Origin of the sequence: Neisseria sp. RH3002v2g (genome assembly GCF_014596425.2) — a bacterium.
Lineage (GTDB): Bacteria > Pseudomonadota > Gammaproteobacteria > Burkholderiales > Neisseriaceae > Neisseria.
On record NZ_CP110721.1, the window covers coordinates 1,769,816 to 1,791,244 of the forward strand.

The window sequence follows — 21,429 nt, forward strand, 5'->3', positions numbered from 1 at the left end:
CTCCCCTTTATCAACATTCTTTTTTAAAGGTTTGAAACATGAATGATTCGGTTGTCGCCGAGATTGTGAAAAACCAGCGCAAGTTGGAAGGCAAGCGTTGGTTGATTGTGTTGATGTTTTTAATCATCGCGGCAGTCAGCTTCTTATTCGACATCGCCACCGGCCCGGCGATGACGGACACGCTGCCTGTCGGCGAAGTGGTCAATGTTTTGCTGGGCAAACCCGAAGTCGATGAAATGAACCGTCTGATTGTGATGGATTTGCGCCTGCCGATTGCGGTGATGGCGCTGGTGGTCGGTGCGGCTTTAGGCGTCGGCGGGGCGGAGATTCAGACGCTCTTGAACAACCCGATGGCCAGCCCTTATACGCTGGGTTTGGCGGCGGCGGCGGGCTTGGGCGCGTCGGTGGTGATTGCGTTCGGCGGTTTCGGGCTGCCTGAAACGGTTGCCGTCCCCATCGGCGCATTTGTGATGACCATGCTGGCTTCGGGCATCTTGTTCCTGTTTGCTTCGGCGCGCCGCTTCAACTCGGCGATGCTGGTGCTGGTGGGGATTGCGCTTTTGTTTCTGTTTCAGTCGATTCTGTCGCTGATTCAGTTTATCGCCGCGCCTGAGATTTCGCAGCAGATTCTGTTTTGGCTGTTCGGCAGCCTGACCAAGGCAACTTGGGAGACTGTCGCGGTTACGGCAGCGGTTACGGCGGTATGCGTGTTTCTGCTTTCGCGCGACGTGTGGAAGCTGACCGCGTTGCGCTTGGGCGAAGAACGCGCCGTTGGGCTGGGCATCAATCTGCAATTTTTGCGCCTGAAAACGCTGGTGTTGGTGGCGGTGATGACGGCGACGGCAATCAGTTTTGTCGGTGTGATCGGCTTTATCGGCTTGGTTGCCCCTCATGTGGCGCGGATTCTTTTGGGCGAAGACCAGCGTTTCTTCCTGCCCGGCGCGATGCTGGCGGGGGCGGCGTTTTTATCGGTCGCCAGCGTGTTGTCCAAGGTGATTATCCCCGGCGCGCTGTTTCCGGTGGGCATCGTTACGTCGTTTGTCGGCGTGCCGTTCTTCTTCTGGATTGTATTAACGAAACGATAGGCCGTCTGAAATGTTGAAACTTGAAAACGTACACATCCGGTGCGGCGATTATGTGGTCGCCGACAATATCGATTTGACACTGGAACAAGGCAAAGTCTATTCCGTGCTCGGCCCGAACGGCACGGGCAAATCCTCGCTGATGAAAACGATTTTCGGCGAAGTGGCGCACAAAGGCACCATCCGCTACGGCGACGAAGCGTTGAGCAAAATCCACCTGCAAAGCTGGCGCAAACGCATAGGCTATATGCCGCAGGACACCGCCGCCGAAGCCTCGCTGACCGCACTGGAAGTCGTGTTGCTCGGCCGCATGGACGCACTGCACATGCACGTCGGCGACGAACTGCTGCACGAAGCCGCAAGTATCATGGCGGAGCTGGGCATCGGCCATCTGGCGCACCGCGACGTCATGCGGCTTTCCGGCGGACAGCGGCAGCTTGTGATGTTTGCCCAAGTCATGCTGCGCCGCCCCGAAATCCTGATGCTGGACGAACCGGTCAGCGCACTGGATATGCACCATCAACTCAATCTTTTAGAACGCGTGGTGCAATACACGCACGAACACAATCTGGTTACGCTGATGGTCTTGCACGATTTGAGCCTCGCCGCGCAGTTTTCAGACGGCGTGATTCTGCTCGGCGAAGGCAAAGTACAGGCGCAGGGCGCGCCGCAGGACGTGTTGCAGGCGGACATGATAGGCAGACTGTACAAAGTGGACATCGAGCTTTTGTACGACAGCAAAGGCCTGCCCGTTATCCGCCCGATGCGGAAGAGTGCGTAACTTAACCGCCGCCGTCATTCCAATGGATTCCCGCCCGCGCGAGGATGACGACGGTTGACAATCAACAATCCGCTTCTGAAATGTCGGATTTGAACATCCGATCTGCGAACTCCCTGCAACTTACCCCCTCTCCCGCGGGAGAGGGTTAGGGAGAGGGCGGTAAGCCCAAGGCTTATCTCTTCGCCCCATCAGCCCGATCTCTATTTTTTATCCTTAGAAAGGACTTTCCCCATGAAAAAATCCCTCTTCCTCCTCATGCTGACCGCTTCCCTTAGCGCATACGCCGCCAACCACGAAGTCAAAATGCTCGACAACGGCAAAGACGGCAGCATGGTGTTCGAACCCGGCTACGTCAACGCTAAAGTCGGCGACACCGTAACCTTCAAAGCCACCAACAGCGGCCACTGGGTGCAAAGCAAAGCCCTGCCCGACGGCGTTGCCGACTTCCTCTCCGAAGACGGCAAAGACTTCACCCTCAAACTCGACAAAGAAGGCGTGTACGTCTACACCTGCCCGCCGCACCGCATGATGAACATGAGCGGCGTGATTCAGGTCGGCAAACCGGTGAACAAAGCCAAAGCGCAAGCCGTTGTCGATGAAATGGAAAACCGCGCCATGCAAAGCAAAGGCCGTCTGAAAAAATACATGGCACAAGTGAAGTAAAAGCGTTTATGCCTGCATTAAAGGCCGTCTGAAACCTTTCAGACGGCCTGTTTCCTTTGCGTAAAACACGCATCAAAGCTATATCTTCCGTTTCAGTTTCCGATAAAATAGGCCTATTCCGACACAAGACCCGTAAGCATGATACGCCGCCTTTACGCCACGCTGTGGCACCTCGCCCCCTTCCTGATCCGCCGCCACCTGCGCCGCCGCGCCCTCAAATCCCCAGCCTATCTCGAGCATTGGGACGAGCGTTTCGGGCAGGCGTATCCCAATCCCGTGCAACGCCCGATTTGGATACACGCCGTATCCGTCGGCGAAACGCGTGCGGCCGAGCCTTTGGTGCAGGCATTGCGCCGCCATTTTCCCGACTCGCCGTTTCTGATTACCCAAATGACGCCGACCGGCCGCGCCACCGCGCAATCCCTGTTCCCCGATGCGCAATGCCGTTACCTGCCCTACGACAAATCCGAATGGGTCGCCCGGTTTTTAGCCGAACACCGCCCCATCTGCGGCATTTTGATGGAAACCGAAATCTGGCCCAACCTGATGCACGGCTGCCAAAAAGCAGGCATTCCCCTCTTTCTGGCCAACGCGCGCCTCTCCGAAAAATCCCAACGCGGCTACCTCAAAATCCGCAAGCTGGTCGAGCCAGCCATGCAGACCCTCTCCGGCTGCTTTGCCCAAACCGCCGCCGATGCCGAACGCCTGCACCTCATCGGCGCGTCCAACGTCCACGTCTGCGGTAACACCAAATACGACATCGCGCCCCCCGACGACCTGCGTCCGCTTGCCGCCGCCTTTAAAGAACGCATCGGCGCACGAGCCGTCGTCGTCTGTGCCAGCACGCGCGTGTACAAAGGCACAGACGAAGTCGAGCTGCTCCTCAAAGCATGGCAGGGCTACCGCGGCAATGCCTTGCTGGTCATCGTCCCGCGCCACCCTGAAAATTTCCAGACGGCCTACGATACCGCCAAATCGCTTGGTTATACCGTGCAAAAACGCAGCGACGGACAACCCGTTTCCCCCGACACACAAGTTTGGATAGGCGACAGCATGGGTGAGCTTGCCGCCTACTACCTCAGCGCAGACATTGCCTTCGTCGGCGGCAGCCTCGTCGATGCCGGCTGCCAAAACATCATCGAACCCATCGCCTGCCGCGTCCCCACCCTCTTCGGCTACTCCAACTACAACTTCGCCCAAGCCTGCAAAGGCGCAGTCGAAGCCAAAGCCGCCGTCCGCGTCGAAACCGCCGAAGCCTGGTACAGAACCACGCGCCAATACCTCGACGACGAAACGCTGCGCCAACAGCTGATCAGCCACACCGAGCAATTCATTTCGCAACACCAAGGCGCCAGTGCCAAAATTGCCAAAGCGATTGCCGATTGTTTGAACCAGCGTTAAACAATAAAAAACCGCCCGTTCATGACAAACAGGCGGAAACTGAAAAACAGTTTTTTGTTTTCAGCCGTTTAATTGACTAAGAGCAGGAACAGGGTTAAGATAATCCTAACGACTGTCCGCAGTCTCAGCCATGAACGACCTTTCGGCTTGGTTCGTTTCATGTTGAAACTCTCCTTTCTAGGGAGGTTCAAATAAAACAGCCCCACTGCCATGGGGCTGTTTCACTACCTAGCCCCGCAACAATTATATCCAAACTTCCTAAAATCATTCCAAACAAATTTCCACTGAAAAGGCCGTCTGAAACCCCAACGTTTTGGGTTTCAGACGGCCTTTTCTCAACCTACAAACTTAACGTCCTGCTTTCAACACGCGGCGTGCAAACACGAACATACCGAAGACAAAAAACGCCAAGCCCAGCCATTTGGCGGCCGTATCCCAGTTTTCCAGGTTCAGGGCCAAAGGTGCATCCGAACCGCCGTTGGTTACGGAGAAGGCGATGATAAACGCCATAATCACACCGATCAGGCTCTCGCCGACAATCAAACCGGCGGAAAACAGCGTACCGATACGTTCCGCATTTTTCAGACGGCCTTCACGGTTTTCCTGACGGCGGGCGATGACGGATTTCAACACCGCCGCCAATACCGCGCCGATTACAATCGGCATATTCACAGACGGCGGCAGGTAAATGCCCATGCCCACGGCCAATACCGGCAAAGCACGCTTGCCGCCGGAAGATTTGCGCAATGTGAAATCGACCGCAATCAACGCCACGCCGATGCCCACGCCGGTGAAAATATAATCCCATTGCAAATTGTGCGAGAAAATACCTTGGGCGATGGTGGTCATCAAAGTTGCCTGAGGCGCGGCAAGGGCTTGGGCCGCATCCATGCCTTCACGCGGCATCGCGCCGGTAAAGCCGTAGGCTTCATACAAAAGCTCCAACACAGGCGAAATCACCACAGCACCGACAACGCAGCCGACAATCAACGCAACCTGCTGTTTCCAAGGCGTTGCCTTTACCAGATAACCCGTTTTCAAATCCTGCAGGTTGTCATTGGAAATCGAAGCCACACAAATTACAGACGCACCGCAAAACAGCGTCAACGCCAGCAGGAATTTGCGGTTTGCCTCGTCCGCCATCAAGCCGCCGGATTCGCCGACCAGCAGCAACACCAGCGAAATGATAACGATAGAGACGATGCCCACACCCGAAATCGGGCTGGAAGACGAACCGACCAAACCGGCCATATAACCGCAAGCCGCGGCCACCAAAAAGCCGATAATCGAAGCCAGCAACGTACATACGACCACCAACAGCCAAGCCAAACCGCCGGAAATATGCGAGTCGCCGATAAAGTGGAAGAAGGACACGCCCAACACCAGCATCATCGCCAATACCCAGGCAATCATCGCCTTAGGCGACAAATCCTGTTCCGTGCGCTCGGTCATCTGCGCGCCGCCGAAATTGCGGAAAGACAGGCGCATACCCTCGACCATCGGTTTCATCAAAGTCAACAGCGTCCAAATAGCCGCGATACCGATCGTACCCGCGCCGATAAAACGGACTTTTTCCTTCCACAAAGACATCGCAAAAGGAATCATCTCCATATCGGCAGGTTGCGGAATATGCGCCGACAGATAAGGCACGGCCACGCCCCAGGCAATCGAAATACCCAGCAAAATCGCGATACCGCCGGTCAGGCCGACCAGATAGCCCGCGCCCAGCAAAGCCAGCGAAAAGCCCATCGGCACTTGAAACACCGACGCGCCGCCTTTAAACCAAAAGCTCGCGCTGTCCGCCACCACGCGCAAACCGCTTGCGCAGAAGCTCATCAAACCGGCCAGAGCGCCGCCCGACATCAACTCCTTGATACCGCTGCCGCCTTCCTGTTTGTCCGCATCATGGTCGCCGACCTTCAAAATCTCGGCCGCCGCCACGCCTTCCGGATAAGGCAAATCGCTCTTCACCACCATCGCATAACGCAAAGGCACAGTGAAAATCACGCCCAAAATACCGCCGGACATACACAGCAGCGTTGTCTGCCAAAACGGGAAGCCCGCCCAATAACCGGCCATCAGCAAACCCGGCAGAATAAAAATAATACTGGAGAGCGTACCCGCGGCCGAAGCCTGAGTCTGCACCATATTATTTTCCAGAATATTGCTGCCTTTAAAAAACTTCAAAACCGCCATCGAAATCACCGCAGCCGGAATCGAAGACGCAAAAGTCAGGCCCACCTTCAAGCCCAAATACACATTGGATGCCGTAAAAATCACCGTAATCAACGCACCGAGTATCATCCCCCGCAGCGTCAGCTCACGGAAACTCGCATAAGGATCAACCGCCTGTTTCATAAAAATATTCCTTTTCAGGTAAACAATCGAACCGGAAACTTTTCAGACGGCCTTGTGCCACACAAAGGCCGTCTGAAAAACAACCGTCTTATTGCCATTGTAATGAACTATCCGATTACACGCAAAAGCGGCACAACAATCAATGACATTACTATATAGAACCACTATAATCCCAAGATTACGAAAATTTTCAATCAAAATTAAATTATTGTTTTCAAAATAACTATATCAAGGATTAAGATATGAGACAGACTGGTGCAAATCATGCGCTTGAACAAGCCTTCCTAAACGATCTAGATGAAAAACTTTGGTCATCTGCCGATAAACTGCGCCAGCAGCTTGATGCCGCCAATTACAAACACATCGTACTCGGCCTCATTTTCCTGAAATACATCTCCGACAGCTTCACCCATCAACAAGCCAAAATTCAGGCGGAGCTGAGCGACCCCGAAAATCCACTCTATCTTGACCGCACTTTTTACGATACAGACGAAGAATATCAAGAAGCCTTAACCGTCGAACTGGAAAACCGCGACTACTACACCGCCGACAATGTGTTCTGGGTGCCGCAGCAAGCCCGTTGGGACGAGATTAAAGCCGTTTCCATCTTAAACATCGGCGCAGAGCTGCCTTGGGGAGGGAAATTTTCCGGCGTGGCCAAACTGATTGACGATGCCTTTGATGCCATTGAAAAAGACAACGAAAAACTCAAAGGCGTACTCCAACGCATTAGCGGCTATGCCGTAAACGAAGACACCCTGCGCGGACTGATTATCCTCTTCTCCGATACCCACTTTACCCGCCCGACTTACAACGGCGAGCCCGTACATTTAGGCGCAAAAGACATTCTCGGCCACGTTTACGAATACTTCCTCGGTCGCTTTGCCCAAGCCGAAGGCAAACGCGGCGGGCAATATTTCACGCCGAAATCCATTGTTTCCCTGATTGTCGAAATGCTCGAGCCATACTCCGGCCGCGTATATGACCCGGCTATGGGCAGCGGCGGCTTTTTCGTGCAAACCGAACGCTTTATCACCGCCCATCAAGGCAACATCAACAACGTTTCCATCTACGGGCAAGAATTCAACCCCACCACCTGGAAACTCGCTGCCATGAACATGGCCATCCGCGGCATTGATTACGACTTCGGCAAACACAACGCCGACAGCTTCACCCAGCCGCAGCACATCGACAAAAAGATGGATTTCATCATGGCAAACCCGCCATTCAACATCAGCGATTGGTGGAGCGAATCCCTGGCCGACGACCCACGTTGGGCATACGGCACCCCGCCCAAAGGCAACGCCAACTTCGCTTGGCTGCAACACATGATTTACCACCTCTCGCCCAACGGCAAAATGGCATTATTGCTTGCCAACGGCTCCATGAGTAGCCAAACCAACAACGAAGGCGAAATCCGCAAAGCCATCATCAATGCCGACTTGGTCGAATGTATGGTTGCCCTGCCTGGCCAGCTCTTCACCAACACCCAAATCCCCGCCTGTATTTGGTTTTTAAACCGCAACAAAAAGCGCAAAGGCGAAGTATTGTTTATCGACGCCCGCCAAGTCGGCTACATGAAAGACCGCGTATTGCGTGATTTCACCGCTGACGACATCGCCAAAATTGCCGACACCCTCCACACTTGGCAAAAATCAGACGGCTATGAAGACCAAGCCGCTTTCTGCAAATCCGCTACGTTAGAAGAGATTAAAGACAACGACTTCGTCCTCACACCGGGACGCTATGTCGGCACCGCAGAACAAGAAGACGACGGCGTACCATTTGCAGAAAAAATGCAAAATCTGACCGCTCTTTTGAAGGAACAATTTGCGAAAAGTGCGGAATTGGAAGCGGAGATTAAGAAGAATTTAGGGGGATTGGGGTATGAGTAATTGGACGACAAGCAAATTATCCGATGTCATTGAAATTATTGGTGGTGGAACACCAAAAAGAAGTGAAAATAAATATTGGAATGGTGATATTCCTTGGTTATCTGTTGCAGATTTTAATAATGATTTTAGATATGTTAATGACTCTATTGAGCATATTACAGAATTAGGATTGCAGAAAAGTAGTACTAAGTTATTAGATAAAGATCATTTAATTATTTCTGCTAGAGGAACTGTCGGTTGTTTGGCTCAATTATCTGTTCCCATGGCATTTAATCAATCTTGTTATGGATTAAACGGTAAAGAAGGAATTATTGATAATGGTTTTTTATATTATTTTTTAAAAAATAATATATCAGAATTAAAACAAAAAACTCATGGTGCAGTTTTTGACACAATTACAAGAGATACTTTTGAACATATTCAAATTTCGTATCCTGATTTAGGTACTCAAAAAGGAATTGCGAAAAATTTGGGAAGTTTTGATGACAAAATCCAACTCAACACCCAAATCAACCAAACCTTGGAACAAATCGCCCAAGCCCTGTTTAAAAGCTGGTTTGTCGATTTCGATCCCGTACGTGCCAAAGTCCAAGCCCTTTCAGACGGCCTTAGCCTTGAACAAGCAGAACTGGCAGCCATGCAGGCAATCAGCGGAAAAACACCCGAAGAACTGACCTCACTTTCACAAGCCGAGCCTGACCGCTACGCCGAATTAGCCGAAACCGCCAAAGCGTTTCCGTGTGAAATGGTGGAAGTTGATGGGGTTGAAGTGCCGAAGGGGTGGGAGGTTAAACCACTACCTGAAATCATTGATTTCCTTGAAGGGCCTGGCATTCGTAATTGGCAATATACAGATGAAGAAGATGGTATCAAGTTTATCAATATTCGCTGCATCCAGAATGGAGACTTGACATTAACAACCGCAAATAAAATCACGAAGGAAGAAGCTTTTGGAAAATATAAACACTTCCAACTTGAAGAAGACGATATTGTTGTTTCGACATCTGGAACATTAGGACGATTTGCTTTTGTTAGGAAGGAACATTTGCCTTTATCACTCAATACAAGTGTTATCCGTTTCCGTCCTATTAAAAATAAAAGTACATTAGGCTTCATTGCTGGTTTTGTTGAGAATCAATTACAACATGAATTGGAAACTCGAGCTTCAGGTTCTGCCCAGCGTAACTTTGGACCTACACATTTGAAACAAATTTCTTTATTAGTACCCGATTTTAAATTACTTGAATTACACCAGAAATATGCTTCTTCTTTATTTGAAAAAAGAAAACAGCTTCTGTCTGAAATTGATGTATTGAAAGATACTAGGGATTTGTTATTACCTAAATTATTAAATGGAGAATTTATAAAATGGAAAACTCAAAAAGAAATATAGACTCCGATGAAATTGAAATCCTTTGCGTAATAGAAACCTTAGATGAGTTAAAAACGTTCATTAAAAATTTTGAATATGAATTTGATGATGAAACACCACCAGTGTTTAAAACTAGAACTACATCGAGAGAAAATCACTCCTATTTAAAATATTTTAGAGGACATAGCAAAGAAAGTTATAGACTATCATCAACACTAGAACGTTATTTAACTGATATTTTTGGTAAGAATTACGTTCAAAGAAACTTTGAAAAAATACAAGAAATATATCTAAAAGAGTGTAGGAAAGTTTTATTAGAACAAAGTATTGATGGATTTTATTCTTTACCTATGGAGTTAACTGATAATGACATTTGGGCCTTTGGACGACATTATCATCTAAAAACACCATTATTAGATTGGTCTCACTCATTCTTTGTTGCACTTTATTTCGCCTTTGAGGACTTAGAATCAGAACAAGAAAAATATCGTGTAATATATCAATTAAACGACTTTCTCCCTCCAGAACAGGATGTCATCATTACGCCCAAAATAAAAATTGGTGCAAGGATAAATGCTCAAAATGGAGTATTTACTAAACTACCATCTTATCGCCTAGAAGAATTGGCATCACATACTCGACCGGAATACTTAGGAAAAGGTGTCCCATTCATTAGTAAATATTTAATTTCTAGCAAATTAAGAACGGATGCTTTAAATTTTTTAGCTAGTATCAATATAGATCCTTATACCATTTATCCTGATTTATTAGGAAAAATGAAAGCATGCGAGGTTGGTATTGATAAGGCTATTGTAGATATCCTCTTGGAGAATAGTTAAATATTAAGTAGTTTTATAATACTGCAATCCCCTCTTTCGTAAAAGAGAGGTTAAAAGGGATTTAAGCCCAATACACTAAGGAACTCATCATGCTCAATGAAAACGACATCGAACAACTCACCCTTAAACGCCTGCAATCCCTCGGTTGGGAATATCGCTATGGTAAAGACTTGCCTGTTCATGAAGGCGAGTTTGCCCGTGGCGATTTGAGCGGTGTGGTCTTTGTTGAGCAACTGCGTGAAGCGGTGCGTAAGTTTAATCCGCAGCTGCCTGAAAGTGCGGTTGATTCTGTGGTCAAATCGGCGACGAAAAGCGATATTGGCGACTTGGTGGTGCGTAATCAGGCGTTTTATAAACTGTTGCGTGATGGCGTGCGGGTGGAATATCAGGCAAACGGTGAGCAAAAAATCGAGATGGCGCGCTTGGTGGATTTTGAGCATGTGAAGAACAACCGCTTTGTTGCCGTCAATCAGTTGGAAATCCGCAGCCGTAAAGGGGGCAAACGGATTCCTGATATTATCGGCTTTGTAAATGGTCTGCCCTTGGTGGTATTTGAGCTGAAAAATCCGCTGCGTGAATCGGCGGATTTGTTGCAGGCGTTTAATCAGTTTGAAACCTATAAAGATGAAATTGCCGAGCTGTTTGTTTACAACCAAGCCTTGATTATTTCAGACGGCATAGCCGCACGTTTGGGTTCGCTTTCTGCAGATTTCCAACGCTTTACACCGTGGAAAGTGGTTGATGAAAAAAATAAAAGCGCGCGCTTATATTTTGACGATGAATTGCAAAGCCTGCTCAATGGCTTGCTGAAACCTGAAGATTTATTGGACTATATCCGCTATTTCGTCTTATTTGAGCGGGATTCCAGCGGTAAAACCATCAAAAAAATCGCGGCGTACCATCAATATTACGGCGTAAATGAAGCGGTAGATTCCACGCTTTTTGCAACTTCGGAAAAAGGCGACCGCCGTATTGGTGTGATGTGGCATACGCAGGGTTCGGGTAAATCGATTTCCATGTTGTTTTATGCCGGCAAACTGCTTGCGCAGCCTGAATTAAAAAATCCGACGATTGTGGTGGTTACCGACCGCAACGATTTGGACGGTCAGCTTTTCCAAACCTTTTCTTCAGGCAAAGATTTAATCAAACAAACGCCGCAACAAGTGGAAGACCGCGACCAACTGCGCCAACTGCTCGCGCAAAATGAAGTCGGCGGCGTGTTTTTTACGACGATTCAGAAATTCGCCCTAAATAAGAAAGAAAGCCACTTCCCCGTTTTAAATGAGCGCAGCAATATTATTGTAATCAGCGATGAGGCACACCGCAGTCAATATGGGTTTACGCAAAAATTGCATAAAGGCAAATTTCAGGCAGGCTACGCCCGCTATTTGCGCGATGCGCTGCCTAATGCTTCGTTTATCGGTTTTACCGGCACGCCGATTAGCCTAGAAGATAAAGACACGCAAGATGTTTTCGGGCGTTATGTGTCGATTTATGACTTGCAAGATGCGGTGGAAGACGGCGCAACCGTGCCGATTGTGTATGAAGCGCGCCAAATCCGCTTAAACGAAAAAGAACACGATGAGCTATTCAAAGAAATTGATGATTTGCTAGAAGAGGAGCAATCCCCTGCCCTGCGTTTGCAGGAAAAATTGCTGGGTTCGCAAGCCCGTCTGGCTGATTTAGCCGCGGATTTTGTGCAGCATTTTGCCAAACGCAATGAAGTCGTCGACAGCAAAGCGATGATGGTGGTTTCCAGCCGTCAGATTTGCGTGGACTTATACAATGAAATCATCAAACTGCGTCCTGAATGGCATTCGGACAATATTAACGAAGGGGTGATTAAAATTGTGATGACGGGTTCGGCTTCCGATGCGCCGGAAATGCAGAAACACGTTTACAGTAAACAGGACAAACAAACGCTGGAACGCCGTTTTAAAGACCCGAACGATCCGCTGAAAGTGGTGATTGTGCGCGATATGTGGCTGACGGGCTTTGATGCGCCTTGTTGTAATACGATGTATATCGACAAGCCGATGCAGGGGCATAACCTGATGCAGGCAATTGCGCGGGTTAACCGTGTATTCCGCAATAAAAGCCGAGAAAATGGCGGCTTGATTGTGGATTATGTCGGTATTGCCGAAAAACTCAAAGAAGCAACCCAGCAATACACCAATTCGCAAGGCAAGGGCAAGCTGACGGATAACGTAATTGATGTGTTCTTTAAAATGAAAGAGCATTTGGAATTTATCCGTAGCCTGTTTGCAACGCCGGTTGAAGGGAAAACCTTTGATGTTCAGACGGCCTTAGAAAAAGATAATCCGCATGATCTTTTGATGGCAATTCGTTTTGCCGCCAACCATATTTTAAGCCTCGATCAATTACCGTTTGATGGCAAAGCGCACGAGCAACATTGGTTTAATAAAAAAGAAACCGAGCCGCGCAAAAAAGCCTTTTTGAAAGCGGCAGGATTGGTGAAAAAAGGCTATATGCTATGCGGCGCATTGGCTGAAGTTGAGCCATACAGCCAAGAAATTGCTTTTTATGATGCCGTTCGCTCGATTCTCACGAAGAGCAAACAAAATGGTACGGGTTCTAATGAAAGACAGATTTTATTGAAAAAATTGGTCAATCAAGCCGTCTATTCCGAAGGCGTGATTGATTTGTTTGATCTGCTGGAAAAACCGCAGCCTCAAATCAATCTACTTTCTGAAGAGTTTTTGCAGACCATTAAAAACAGCCCGACCAAGAACTTATGGGTCAGCGCGGTGGAGCGTTATTTAGCAAGCGAAATCAAAGCCAAATCAGGCGCAAACCTCACCTTGCAAAAAGACTTCGAGCAGCGTTTAAAAGAAGCCCTAAATCAATACCACAACCATAATTTAAGCGTGGTAGAAATTTTGGATGAGCTTTTCAAAATGAGCCAAGACTTCCAAGAACGCTTAGCTTTAGGTGAAAAGCTGGGGCTGAAAAAAGAAGAACTCGCTTTCTACGAAGCCCTAGCCCAAAACCAAAGCGCCCGAGAGCTGATGGGCGATGAAGTATTGAGCAAACTTGCCAAAGAAATTACCGATACTTTAAGACGCTCGGTTACCATCGACTGGCAATACAAAGAAGGCGTACGCGCCAAAATGCGTATTCTCGTGAAACGAGCTTTACAGCGTTATAAATACCCGCCTGATAAACAGGAAGAAGCCGTGAGCTATGTGATTAAGCAAGCGGAGGAAGTAGCCGAAGAATTACTGAGTGAGGCATAGCGTAGGATTTGGGGCAGTTTGACGGTTTCAGGTAAAATAACGCCAAATTCATCAACCGTTCAGAAAGCCGCCGCCATGTATTCACTCGTCCGCCCCATCCTGTTCCGTTTCGATGCTGAAAAGGCCCATCATTTCACGCTCAACAGTTTGTGTACCGCCGAAAAACTCGGCCTGCTGCCCAAAGTGGACAGCCACACCCGGCCAACCGAGCTGATGGGTTTGCAGCTGCCCAATCCGGTCGGCTTGGCGGCGGGTTTGGACAAAAACGGCGAGTGCATCGATGCGTTTGCCGCGTTGGGTTTCGGCTTTGTCGAAATCGGCACGGTAACGCCCAAGCCGCAGCCGGGCAATCCGCAGCCGCGCCTTTTCCGCGTTCCCGAACACCAAGGCATCATCAACCGCATGGGTTTCAACAACCACGGCATCGATGCGATGATCCGTAACATTGAAAACAGCCGCTTTAAAGGCATTTTGGGCATCAACATCGGTAAAAATGCCGTTACGCCGATTGAAAACGCGGCCGACGATTATCTGATTTGCCTGGAAAAAGCCTACGCCCACGCGAGCTACATCACGGTCAATATTTCCTCCCCCAATACGAAAAACCTGCGCGCCTTGCAGGGCGGCGACGAATTGAGCGCATTGTTGGAAGCCTTGAAAAACAAACAGGCGCAACTGGCGGCTGCGCATGGCAAATATGTGCCGCTGGCGGTTAAAATCGCGCCGGATTTGGACGAAGCGCAAATCGACGACATCGCCCATGTGGTCAAATCCGTGGAAATGGACGGCATCATCGCCACCAACACGACCATCGACAAATCCAGCTTGGGCAGTCATCCGCTCGCAGGCGAACAAGGCGGCTTGAGCGGTTTGCCCGTGCGTGAGAAAAGCAATCAGGTGTTGAAACTTTTAGCAGAACGCATTGACGGCAAGCTGCCGATTATCGGCGTCGGCGGCATTATGAACGGCGAGGACGCGGCAGAAAAAATCCGCTTGGGCGCCAGTGCGGTTCAGGTGTACAGCGGTTTGATTTATCGCGGCCCTGAGTTGATTAAAGAGTGTTTGGCTGCGTTGAAATAATACTTTTCCAAAAACAAGGCCGCCTGAAATCTTTCAGACGGCCTTTTGATGTGCTTTCATTCTTCAAACAGATTGCCTTGTGCCAATAAGGTTTTGACCGGTGCGAAATCGCGGCGGTGTTCCGGCAAGACGCCGTATTGTTTCAATGCGGCCAAATGTTGCACCGTGCCATAACCTTTGTGGCGGTCAAACCCGTATTGCGGATAGCGTTTCGCCAATTCATACATTTCCGCGTCGCGCGCGGTTTTGGCCAAAACCGAAGCGGCGGAAATTTCGATGATTTTGCTGTCGCCGTTGACCACGGCTTCGGCAGGAACATTCAAATCTTTCGGCACGCGGTTGCCGTCTATCCACACTTTGTCGGGCGCGACCGACAGCCCCTCGATGGCGCGCTTCATCGCAGCCATGGTTGCGTGCAAGATGTTCAGTCTCAAGATTTCGTCGGGGTCGGCAAAGGCAATGCTCCACGCAACCGCCTGTTCCTTAATCATCTGCGCCAACATATCGCGCTTTTTTTCGCTCAGTTTTTTTGAGTCGGTCAAACCCGGCAGGTCAAAATGTTCCGGCAAAATCACTGCCGCCGCAAATACGCTGCCGACCAAAGGGCCGCGCCCCGCCTCGTCCACGCCTGCGCTTAAAACCGTCGCCATTTCTTCACCGCCTGTCTGATTCAAAGCCGCCATTATATCCGCTTGCGGCAGAGAAATTCTGCAATAGTTCAAACCGTTGGGGATCAGTTCAAATTTCATCTGCTTTACCAATCAGTTATAATTTACATCCCCACATACCGATACGTCTTACAACATGCCTGCCCAATCCGAACGCCTTCATTTTTCCGAACGCTGGCTCAACGCCTACGAACGCTACCGCTATCGCCGCCATATCCACGCCTTCCGCCTCGGCTTGGCGATCGTATTCTCCACCCTCTTGGCCAAAGTCTTCCATCTGCAACACGGCGAGTGGATCGGCATGACCGTCTTTGTCGTCCTCGGCATGCTGCAATTCCAAGGCGCGATTTACTCCAAAGCGGTCGAACGCATGCTCGGCACGGCCATCGGTTTGGGCGTCGGTTTGGCCGTTTTATGGTTGAACCAGCATTATTTGCAAGACGGCGTTTTCTTCTATCTGATTATCGGTGCCGCCAGCGCAGTGGCCGGTTGGTCTGCGGTCGGCAAAAATGGTTATGTCGCCATGCTTGCCGGTTTGACCATGTGCATGCTCATCGGCGACAGCAGCCACCACTGGCTCGACAGCGGCCTGATGCGCGCCATGAACGTTTTGATTGGTGCCGCCATCGCCATTGCCGCCGCCAAGCTCCTGCCCCTGCGCTCCACGCTCATGTGGCGCTTCATGCTTGCCGACAACCTCACCGACTGCGCCAAAATGATTGCCGAAATCAGCAACGGCAAGCGCATGACGCGCGAGCGTTTGGAACAAAACATGATTAAAATGCGCCAAATCAACGCCCGCATGGTCAAAAGCCGCAGCCATCTGGCCGCTACATCCGGCGAAAGCCACATCAGCAACAATATGATGGAAGCCATGCAGCATGCCCACCGCAAAATCGTCAACACCACCGAGCTGCTCCTGACCACCGCTGCCAAACTGCGTGCGCCCACGCTCAACGAAAACGAAATCCGCCTGCTCGACCGCCACTTCAACCAACTCCAACGCGAACTGCGCCTGACCGTCCGCCTCATCAAAGGCCACTACGCCCGCCGCATCCGCATCGATACTTCGCTCAATGCCGAACTAAGCAAACCGGCCGCCCGCCTGCATTACGACTGGCAAGGCTTCCTCTGGCTCAGCACCAATATGCGTAACGAAATCGCCGCATTGGTGATCCTGTTGCAACGTTCGCGCAATAAATGGTTGGACAAAAAAGAATTGCAACGCCTGAAAGAACACCTGCGCAACGACAACAAGCCCAAATCGGAAGAGGCCGTCTGAAAAACACAAATTCAAAATAAAAGACAAAAGCGAATTAGCCGCCGATGACACCGGCCAATAAAAAAGGCTGTCTGAAACCCCATGGTTCAGACGGCCTTTAGGCCATAACAAAATATGGTAGATACCTTTGCAAAATAGTCCCTTCTTCCAACAACCGAAACACAAACACAGGTTGTCGGCTGTTTTCGTGCCAAATATCCCCTTTTTTCTTACCGGATACCCCGTAACCAGGAACCCATTTTCGGCGGCAACAGGCACAATTAGCCCGTTGGCTGCTTTCAACAAGTTTAAACACATTGCCTTCAGATAGCTTTGCGCACTTACTTTGCTCAGCCCCAAATAGGCCACTCAGACATGGAAGAATTTACGGATAGTATCCCAAAACTTTGTTCGACCACATAACAGGTTTTCGACAAAATTGGTTACGTTTCGTTTGCGCTTCCATCAACAGGCAGTTGCGGTAGGTCTTGATATGATGTTGTCTTGTAATCAATGTACTTTCAAATATTGTGGTTTCCCATGCTGTCGTAGCCTTTAATTGATTTCGAAAATAGAATTTGGTTTATCCCAAAAGAAAATGTGAAAGTACGCTCGGAAAAAATTAAGAACCTCTATCCACCTATATCAAATTTTGTATTACAACAATTTATTAAGTTAAAAGAAGTAATAGGATCATCTGAATGATATTTCCCTTCTTTACACTATAAATAAGCATATAGGCACGAAAGTGATTTGTAACACGATTGGTGATCACCAAGTTTATTTCAAAAGAAAAAAACCTACTTTGGCAAATCGTCGAAATTATAATTCTCTAATAATTGGCGAAGAAGAATCGACTCCACATAACTTACATCATACAGGAACCTATCCTACAACAGGATATTATTGATACCAAAACTATGTTTTAAGCGATTCACGCGCCCAAAAGACATTATTTAATTAAAACACGACTATGCCGAAGAAAACCAAGTTATTTGGAGTAAGTTAGGGGAATATTTAATCTCTATTACTCAGGCTAACTGGATATTGTATAATATGTAATCTGGATGATTCTCAAAAAGTCCTTGAAACTACGATACGAAAATATAGGAGATGCTAGAGTAGAAAATTCATTTTTGAAAACTAATTTTATTATTATAAATCTAATTACCAATCAATTCTATTAATGGAAAACATCATGAATATCAATGAATACCTGCGCGACAATTTAAAAAGAATCTCTGAAAAAACACATATAGCTCCTGATATTGAAGAAAAAAAATTAAACAATGCCATTTCTTCCTTTAAATATCCAGGATCTCACAATAATGTAGTTGCCATATATGACAATACAGTGTTTGGAAGTTGTAAAACTGGTCTATTATTTACAGGCGAACAATTAATTTTAAAAGAAGATTTTTCTGACCCTCAATCAATTCAATATGAGAATATTGAATCTGTTAAATTGCAAGAAATAGTTAAAGATGCCGCAAAGAATAAGATAGAAACTCAGGTACTTATTACATCCAAAGAAGGGAAAAGAATTGTTCTGAAATCATTATTGCACAGCTTTAATTATCATGCTTTTGTTGATATTTTTAGCAAAGTTGTAACAGATGAAACACAATTTGAATTTAAGGATGAACAACAGCTTGTTCCTATTGAGGATATGCCAGAAAAATTAAAAACCGCTTATGTTCAATGTATTGCGAATATGGCTTTTGCTAATGACAACATAATTGATGAAAAAGAGTTAGCAGAAATTTTTGTTCTCATGTCCAGGATCAATTTACAACCTGAATCTCGTTCAATCATACGTTCTTATATGTGTAACCTAGATACTTTACAACCATTGGAAGTATTGTTATCTACCATTGCAGAAAATGAACCCGGTGGACAAATCAAAAATATTCATATTTCCTTAGTTAAAGACTTAATTAACACTTATATTTCCACCACTGGAATCGATGGAGATATTACAGATGAATCTATCAAAGGTTTTGATTTCCTGAATAATAATCGTCATTTATTTGAAGTATCAAATGATGACATCAATATTATCTTATCTACTATAAACACTGATAGGAAGATTTTGAATGACGAGTTGAGCGATGATGAAATTACAACATTACTGAAAGATGTTTCCTCAAAAGCTGCCGCTGTTGGTGTCCCTATTGCAGCTATCTATCTTTCAGGTTCTGTGATGGGGTTATCTGCTGCTGGTATTACTTCGGGCTTATCAGCATTAGGCTTAGGTGGGGTATTTGGTCTATCTGGGATGGTTACTGGCATTGGCGTTGCTGTTCTTATAGGTGTTGCTGCACACGTAGGTATACGTAAATTAACAGGTGCCGATGAAATTAGTAAATCCAAAAAACGTGAACTAATGCTAAACATGGTTATTCGTTTAACTCAAAAGACCATTGCCCAGCTAATTGAAGATATCAATTATGTCACTAAAGAACTTAATAAAACTATGAGCAATCAAGATGGATTGAATGAAAAAATTCGACATCTTACTTTATATTTACAACAACTTACATTATCAGGTCATGTGCTGAATGAGCGAAATGAAAATGTGCAAAAGAATGTTACTAAAATTCGCTGTGCCCAATACTTAGATGAGGAAAAATTACGTCAATTAACTTCAGAGCCTACCAAAAAAGAGTATTTCAACTTTATTCGTGATAAATATGAAGAAGTAGAAATGATTAATACGAAGAGCGAACAAAAAGAAACAATTATAAAATTGAGAGTAAAAAAAGATATTTCTCAAAATGATGTTGAGCATTTAGCCGCTGCTTTCGAGGCTATTGGTTATTTTGACGCAACTTCAGTAATAAAAAATAAAGTGAAAGGTTTGTTTGGTGGTTAATAAAAAACTAGCCCCTATGTACAACAACCAAGCCCGAGCCTTAACTGTACAAAAACATCAGTTAAGGCAGGCTACTGTACAATTAGGAGAAATACAATCTAACATAACTAGTATAAATCAAGATATTGAAAACTCAACTACTGAGTTAGATAATTTATTTAATCAATTAAAACAAATTGAACAAAATAACGTTCAATTTGTTTGTGAAGAAGATGAATTAACATTTATAGAAGTTAACACTTACCAAGAATACCAACCTAAATATTCAGTATTGAATGAACTGCAATCTATTGATATGGCAGATAATTGGGAAGCTTATTTATCTAATATTGAAAATTATGCTCATACACATCAAATTCAATTTGATGAAAATACATTTAACAATCTTTTGACCGATACCGAAAGATTGCAATTTGAAAAATGGGTTAAGGATGAATTTTCGATTAAAGGTGCAAATTGCGATAAATACGATTATATGCTTGCGGGTACTTGTGGCTTAATTGGTGGCCTAATCGATATTTTCCTGGTTGGAGCACCAGGCCAGGGGTATTTAACAAAATTTGCAGATGATCTAACTGATCAAGCTGTTAAGAAGTTTGCAAAACTAAATGGCTGGACTGTGAAAGAAGGGAAAGAAGAAAGTGTCAATAAGGCAATTGGTTTTTTAGAAAAAAAATTCGCTATTAACTACGACCATCGTCATTCTGCGGATGTTGGCAATCAATTCAAAATGACTACAAAAAATCACCATATTAAAAGTTTAGGCCATTCACCTGATTTGTTAGGGTTATTTTTTTCTATTCTAAACCAATTTACCAATACAGCTAGTTTTGTAGACCAAGGAAAAATTATTACTATTGATACAACAGAATATTCTACAACTGGAACTTCTTTTGAATTAAAGGGTAATACTGTTCCAGCTAAAATATTCAGTGGTTTTTGTAACTGGCTAGGACATTTGTTCTCTGATGCTGCAGGCTCTAGTGGAGCAAGAGGAGGAACAGGGCGCGGATCTGGTATTCCGATCCCATTCTATTCAATGTTGCAATTTTGCGAATTTGGTGAATTTGGGAAAGACAAACAAACATTTGCTACTATTGCTGTACGCGTTTTCCAAGAAGGCTATGATTTTCGTCATGGTATTGCACTAGCTATCCCTGTTTTAGTCACTGAATTATTGACACGTTTAATATGGGTTGTGAAGCGTAGATTCTTTCATAAGGAGGACTGGAAAAATTGTATTCCGAGTGCAAACAATCCAGAATTACGTCGAATGCTACTAATTGCACATGGGACACTATGTATATGTGATGCTGTTGACGCCGGTATTCGTTCAGGAACGAATCCAATCGTATTCTTAACTCATACTAATTTCATTGCATGGATACGTTTAGGTACAATTGCTTTAAAAGAAATTCCATCATGGTTTGCTGAAGGCTCAATAGATCATGCCGTCGCCAATCAATATTTAGACAGTGAATACAAACGATTATTAGCAACTATTTAGATATAAAAAATAAAGGCATATGCGCGATACGTATATGCCTTTATTTTTTCCTTTAGGCTTCTAATTTCAAACTACGAAGCAAAGCTTTTTTGCCTTACACTTGAAGACCTTTGCAGAATCCTCACCAAGACATTTAGAAGATTTTGCAAAGGGCTCATTAGGATATTTCCCAATAGCCAAAGTTTTCTGCTTTTTATTGAAGCGATAGTTAAATCGCCAGTATTTGCTGCCGTTGGGATGCAGCAAAAGTACTAGGCCTTAACCATCTGATAGTTTTTTAATGGTGGTTGGAGTTTCAGCGTGTCGAATTCTCGCTTCTGACAGTGCGTTCATTTCTATACCTTTCTGATTTCGTGTTGGTACAAAAATGGTAGCAAAGGAAATGTACCA

Annotated in this window: 15 protein-coding genes and 1 pseudogene; 12 read left to right on the forward strand and 4 right to left on the reverse strand. The window is 46.5% G+C overall.

Annotated elements, in window-relative coordinates:
• Positions 1 to 38 precede the first annotated feature (38 nt).
• From BBP27_RS08370 to waaA, 4 genes are all read left to right on the forward strand, one after another.
• Complete coding sequence (locus BBP27_RS08370) at positions 39 to 1,085, forward strand: FecCD family ABC transporter permease (protein ID WP_188212257.1); 1,047 nt, start codon at positions 39 to 41, stop codon at positions 1,083 to 1,085.
• Between the two features lie 10 nt (positions 1,086 to 1,095).
• The gene (locus BBP27_RS08375; protein ID WP_188212258.1) at positions 1,096 to 1,863 is read left to right on the forward strand and encodes an ABC transporter ATP-binding protein; all 768 of its coding nucleotides are present in this window, start codon (positions 1,096 to 1,098) and stop codon (positions 1,861 to 1,863) included.
• A gap of 231 nt (positions 1,864 to 2,094) precedes the next feature.
• Complete coding sequence (locus BBP27_RS08380; protein ID WP_049323637.1) at positions 2,095 to 2,526, forward strand: plastocyanin/azurin family copper-binding protein; 432 nt, start codon at positions 2,095 to 2,097, stop codon at positions 2,524 to 2,526.
• A gap of 138 nt (positions 2,527 to 2,664) precedes the next feature.
• Positions 2,665 to 3,927, forward strand: coding sequence for a lipid IV(A) 3-deoxy-D-manno-octulosonic acid transferase (waaA, locus tag BBP27_RS08385; protein WP_188212259.1), 1,263 nt, complete (start codon positions 2,665 to 2,667; stop codon positions 3,925 to 3,927).
• Positions 3,928 to 4,275: 348 nt separating this feature from the next.
• On the opposite strand, the gene BBP27_RS08390 is transcribed toward waaA, so the two are convergent.
• Positions 4,276 to 6,285 (reverse strand): OPT family oligopeptide transporter, encoded by a 2,010-nt coding sequence (locus BBP27_RS08390; protein ID WP_188212260.1) that lies wholly within the window; start codon positions 6,283 to 6,285, stop codon positions 4,276 to 4,278.
• Between the two features lie 242 nt (positions 6,286 to 6,527).
• Here BBP27_RS08390 and BBP27_RS08395 point away from each other — a divergent pair, with 242 nt between their 5' ends.
• The 5 genes from BBP27_RS08395 (at position 6,528) to BBP27_RS08415 (ending at position 14,728) form a co-directional block, all read left to right on the forward strand.
• On the forward strand, positions 6,528 to 8,180 hold the full coding sequence (locus tag BBP27_RS08395; RefSeq protein ID WP_188212261.1) for a class I SAM-dependent DNA methyltransferase: 1,653 nt from the start codon (positions 6,528 to 6,530) through the stop codon (positions 8,178 to 8,180).
• Positions 8,173 to 9,573, forward strand: coding sequence for a restriction endonuclease subunit S (locus BBP27_RS08400; protein WP_188212262.1), 1,401 nt, complete (start codon positions 8,173 to 8,175; stop codon positions 9,571 to 9,573). Before BBP27_RS08395 ends, BBP27_RS08400 begins: the two co-directional genes overlap by 8 nt.
• Positions 9,549 to 10,391: an FRG domain-containing protein gene (locus BBP27_RS08405; RefSeq protein ID WP_188212263.1), complete on the forward strand. Its 843-nt coding sequence runs from the start codon at positions 9,549 to 9,551 to the stop codon at positions 10,389 to 10,391. The genes BBP27_RS08400 and BBP27_RS08405 overlap by 25 nt, the downstream gene beginning before the upstream one ends.
• 89 nt (positions 10,392 to 10,480) lie before the next feature.
• Complete coding sequence (locus BBP27_RS08410) at positions 10,481 to 13,648, forward strand: type I restriction endonuclease subunit R (protein ID WP_188212264.1); 3,168 nt, start codon at positions 10,481 to 10,483, stop codon at positions 13,646 to 13,648.
• A gap of 75 nt (positions 13,649 to 13,723) precedes the next feature.
• Positions 13,724 to 14,728: a quinone-dependent dihydroorotate dehydrogenase gene (locus BBP27_RS08415; RefSeq protein WP_188212265.1), complete on the forward strand. Its 1,005-nt coding sequence runs from the start codon at positions 13,724 to 13,726 to the stop codon at positions 14,726 to 14,728.
• A gap of 56 nt (positions 14,729 to 14,784) precedes the next feature.
• On the opposite strand, the gene rnhB is transcribed toward BBP27_RS08415, so the two are convergent.
• Positions 14,785 to 15,378: a ribonuclease HII gene (gene rnhB / locus BBP27_RS08420; RefSeq protein WP_188212271.1), complete on the reverse strand. Its 594-nt coding sequence runs from the start codon at positions 15,376 to 15,378 to the stop codon at positions 14,785 to 14,787.
• 154 nt (positions 15,379 to 15,532) lie between these two features.
• On the opposite strand from rnhB, the gene BBP27_RS08425 reads away from it, so the two are divergent.
• Positions 15,533 to 16,678 (forward strand): FUSC family protein, encoded by a 1,146-nt coding sequence (locus tag BBP27_RS08425; RefSeq protein ID WP_188212266.1) that lies wholly within the window; start codon positions 15,533 to 15,535, stop codon positions 16,676 to 16,678.
• 243 nt (positions 16,679 to 16,921) lie between these two features.
• Here the strand turns inward: BBP27_RS08425 and BBP27_RS08430 are convergent.
• Positions 16,922 to 17,147: pseudogene (locus BBP27_RS08430) on the reverse strand (IS5/IS1182 family transposase); the annotation flags it as partial.
• 708 nt (positions 17,148 to 17,855) lie between these two features.
• On the opposite strand from BBP27_RS08430, the gene BBP27_RS08435 reads away from it, so the two are divergent.
• Positions 17,856 to 19,532: a hypothetical protein gene (locus tag BBP27_RS08435; protein ID WP_265511065.1), complete on the forward strand. Its 1,677-nt coding sequence runs from the start codon at positions 17,856 to 17,858 to the stop codon at positions 19,530 to 19,532.
• 16 nt (positions 19,533 to 19,548) lie between these two features.
• Positions 19,549 to 21,039, forward strand: a complete 1,491-nt coding sequence (locus BBP27_RS08440; RefSeq protein WP_188211742.1) for a hypothetical protein — start codon at positions 19,549 to 19,551, stop codon at positions 21,037 to 21,039.
• 66 nt (positions 21,040 to 21,105) lie between these two features.
• On the opposite strand, the gene BBP27_RS10630 is transcribed toward BBP27_RS08440, so the two are convergent.
• Positions 21,106 to 21,285: an Arm DNA-binding domain-containing protein gene (locus tag BBP27_RS10630; RefSeq protein ID WP_254324298.1), complete on the reverse strand. Its 180-nt coding sequence runs from the start codon at positions 21,283 to 21,285 to the stop codon at positions 21,106 to 21,108.
• Between the last annotated feature and the right edge of the window lie 144 nt (positions 21,286 to 21,429).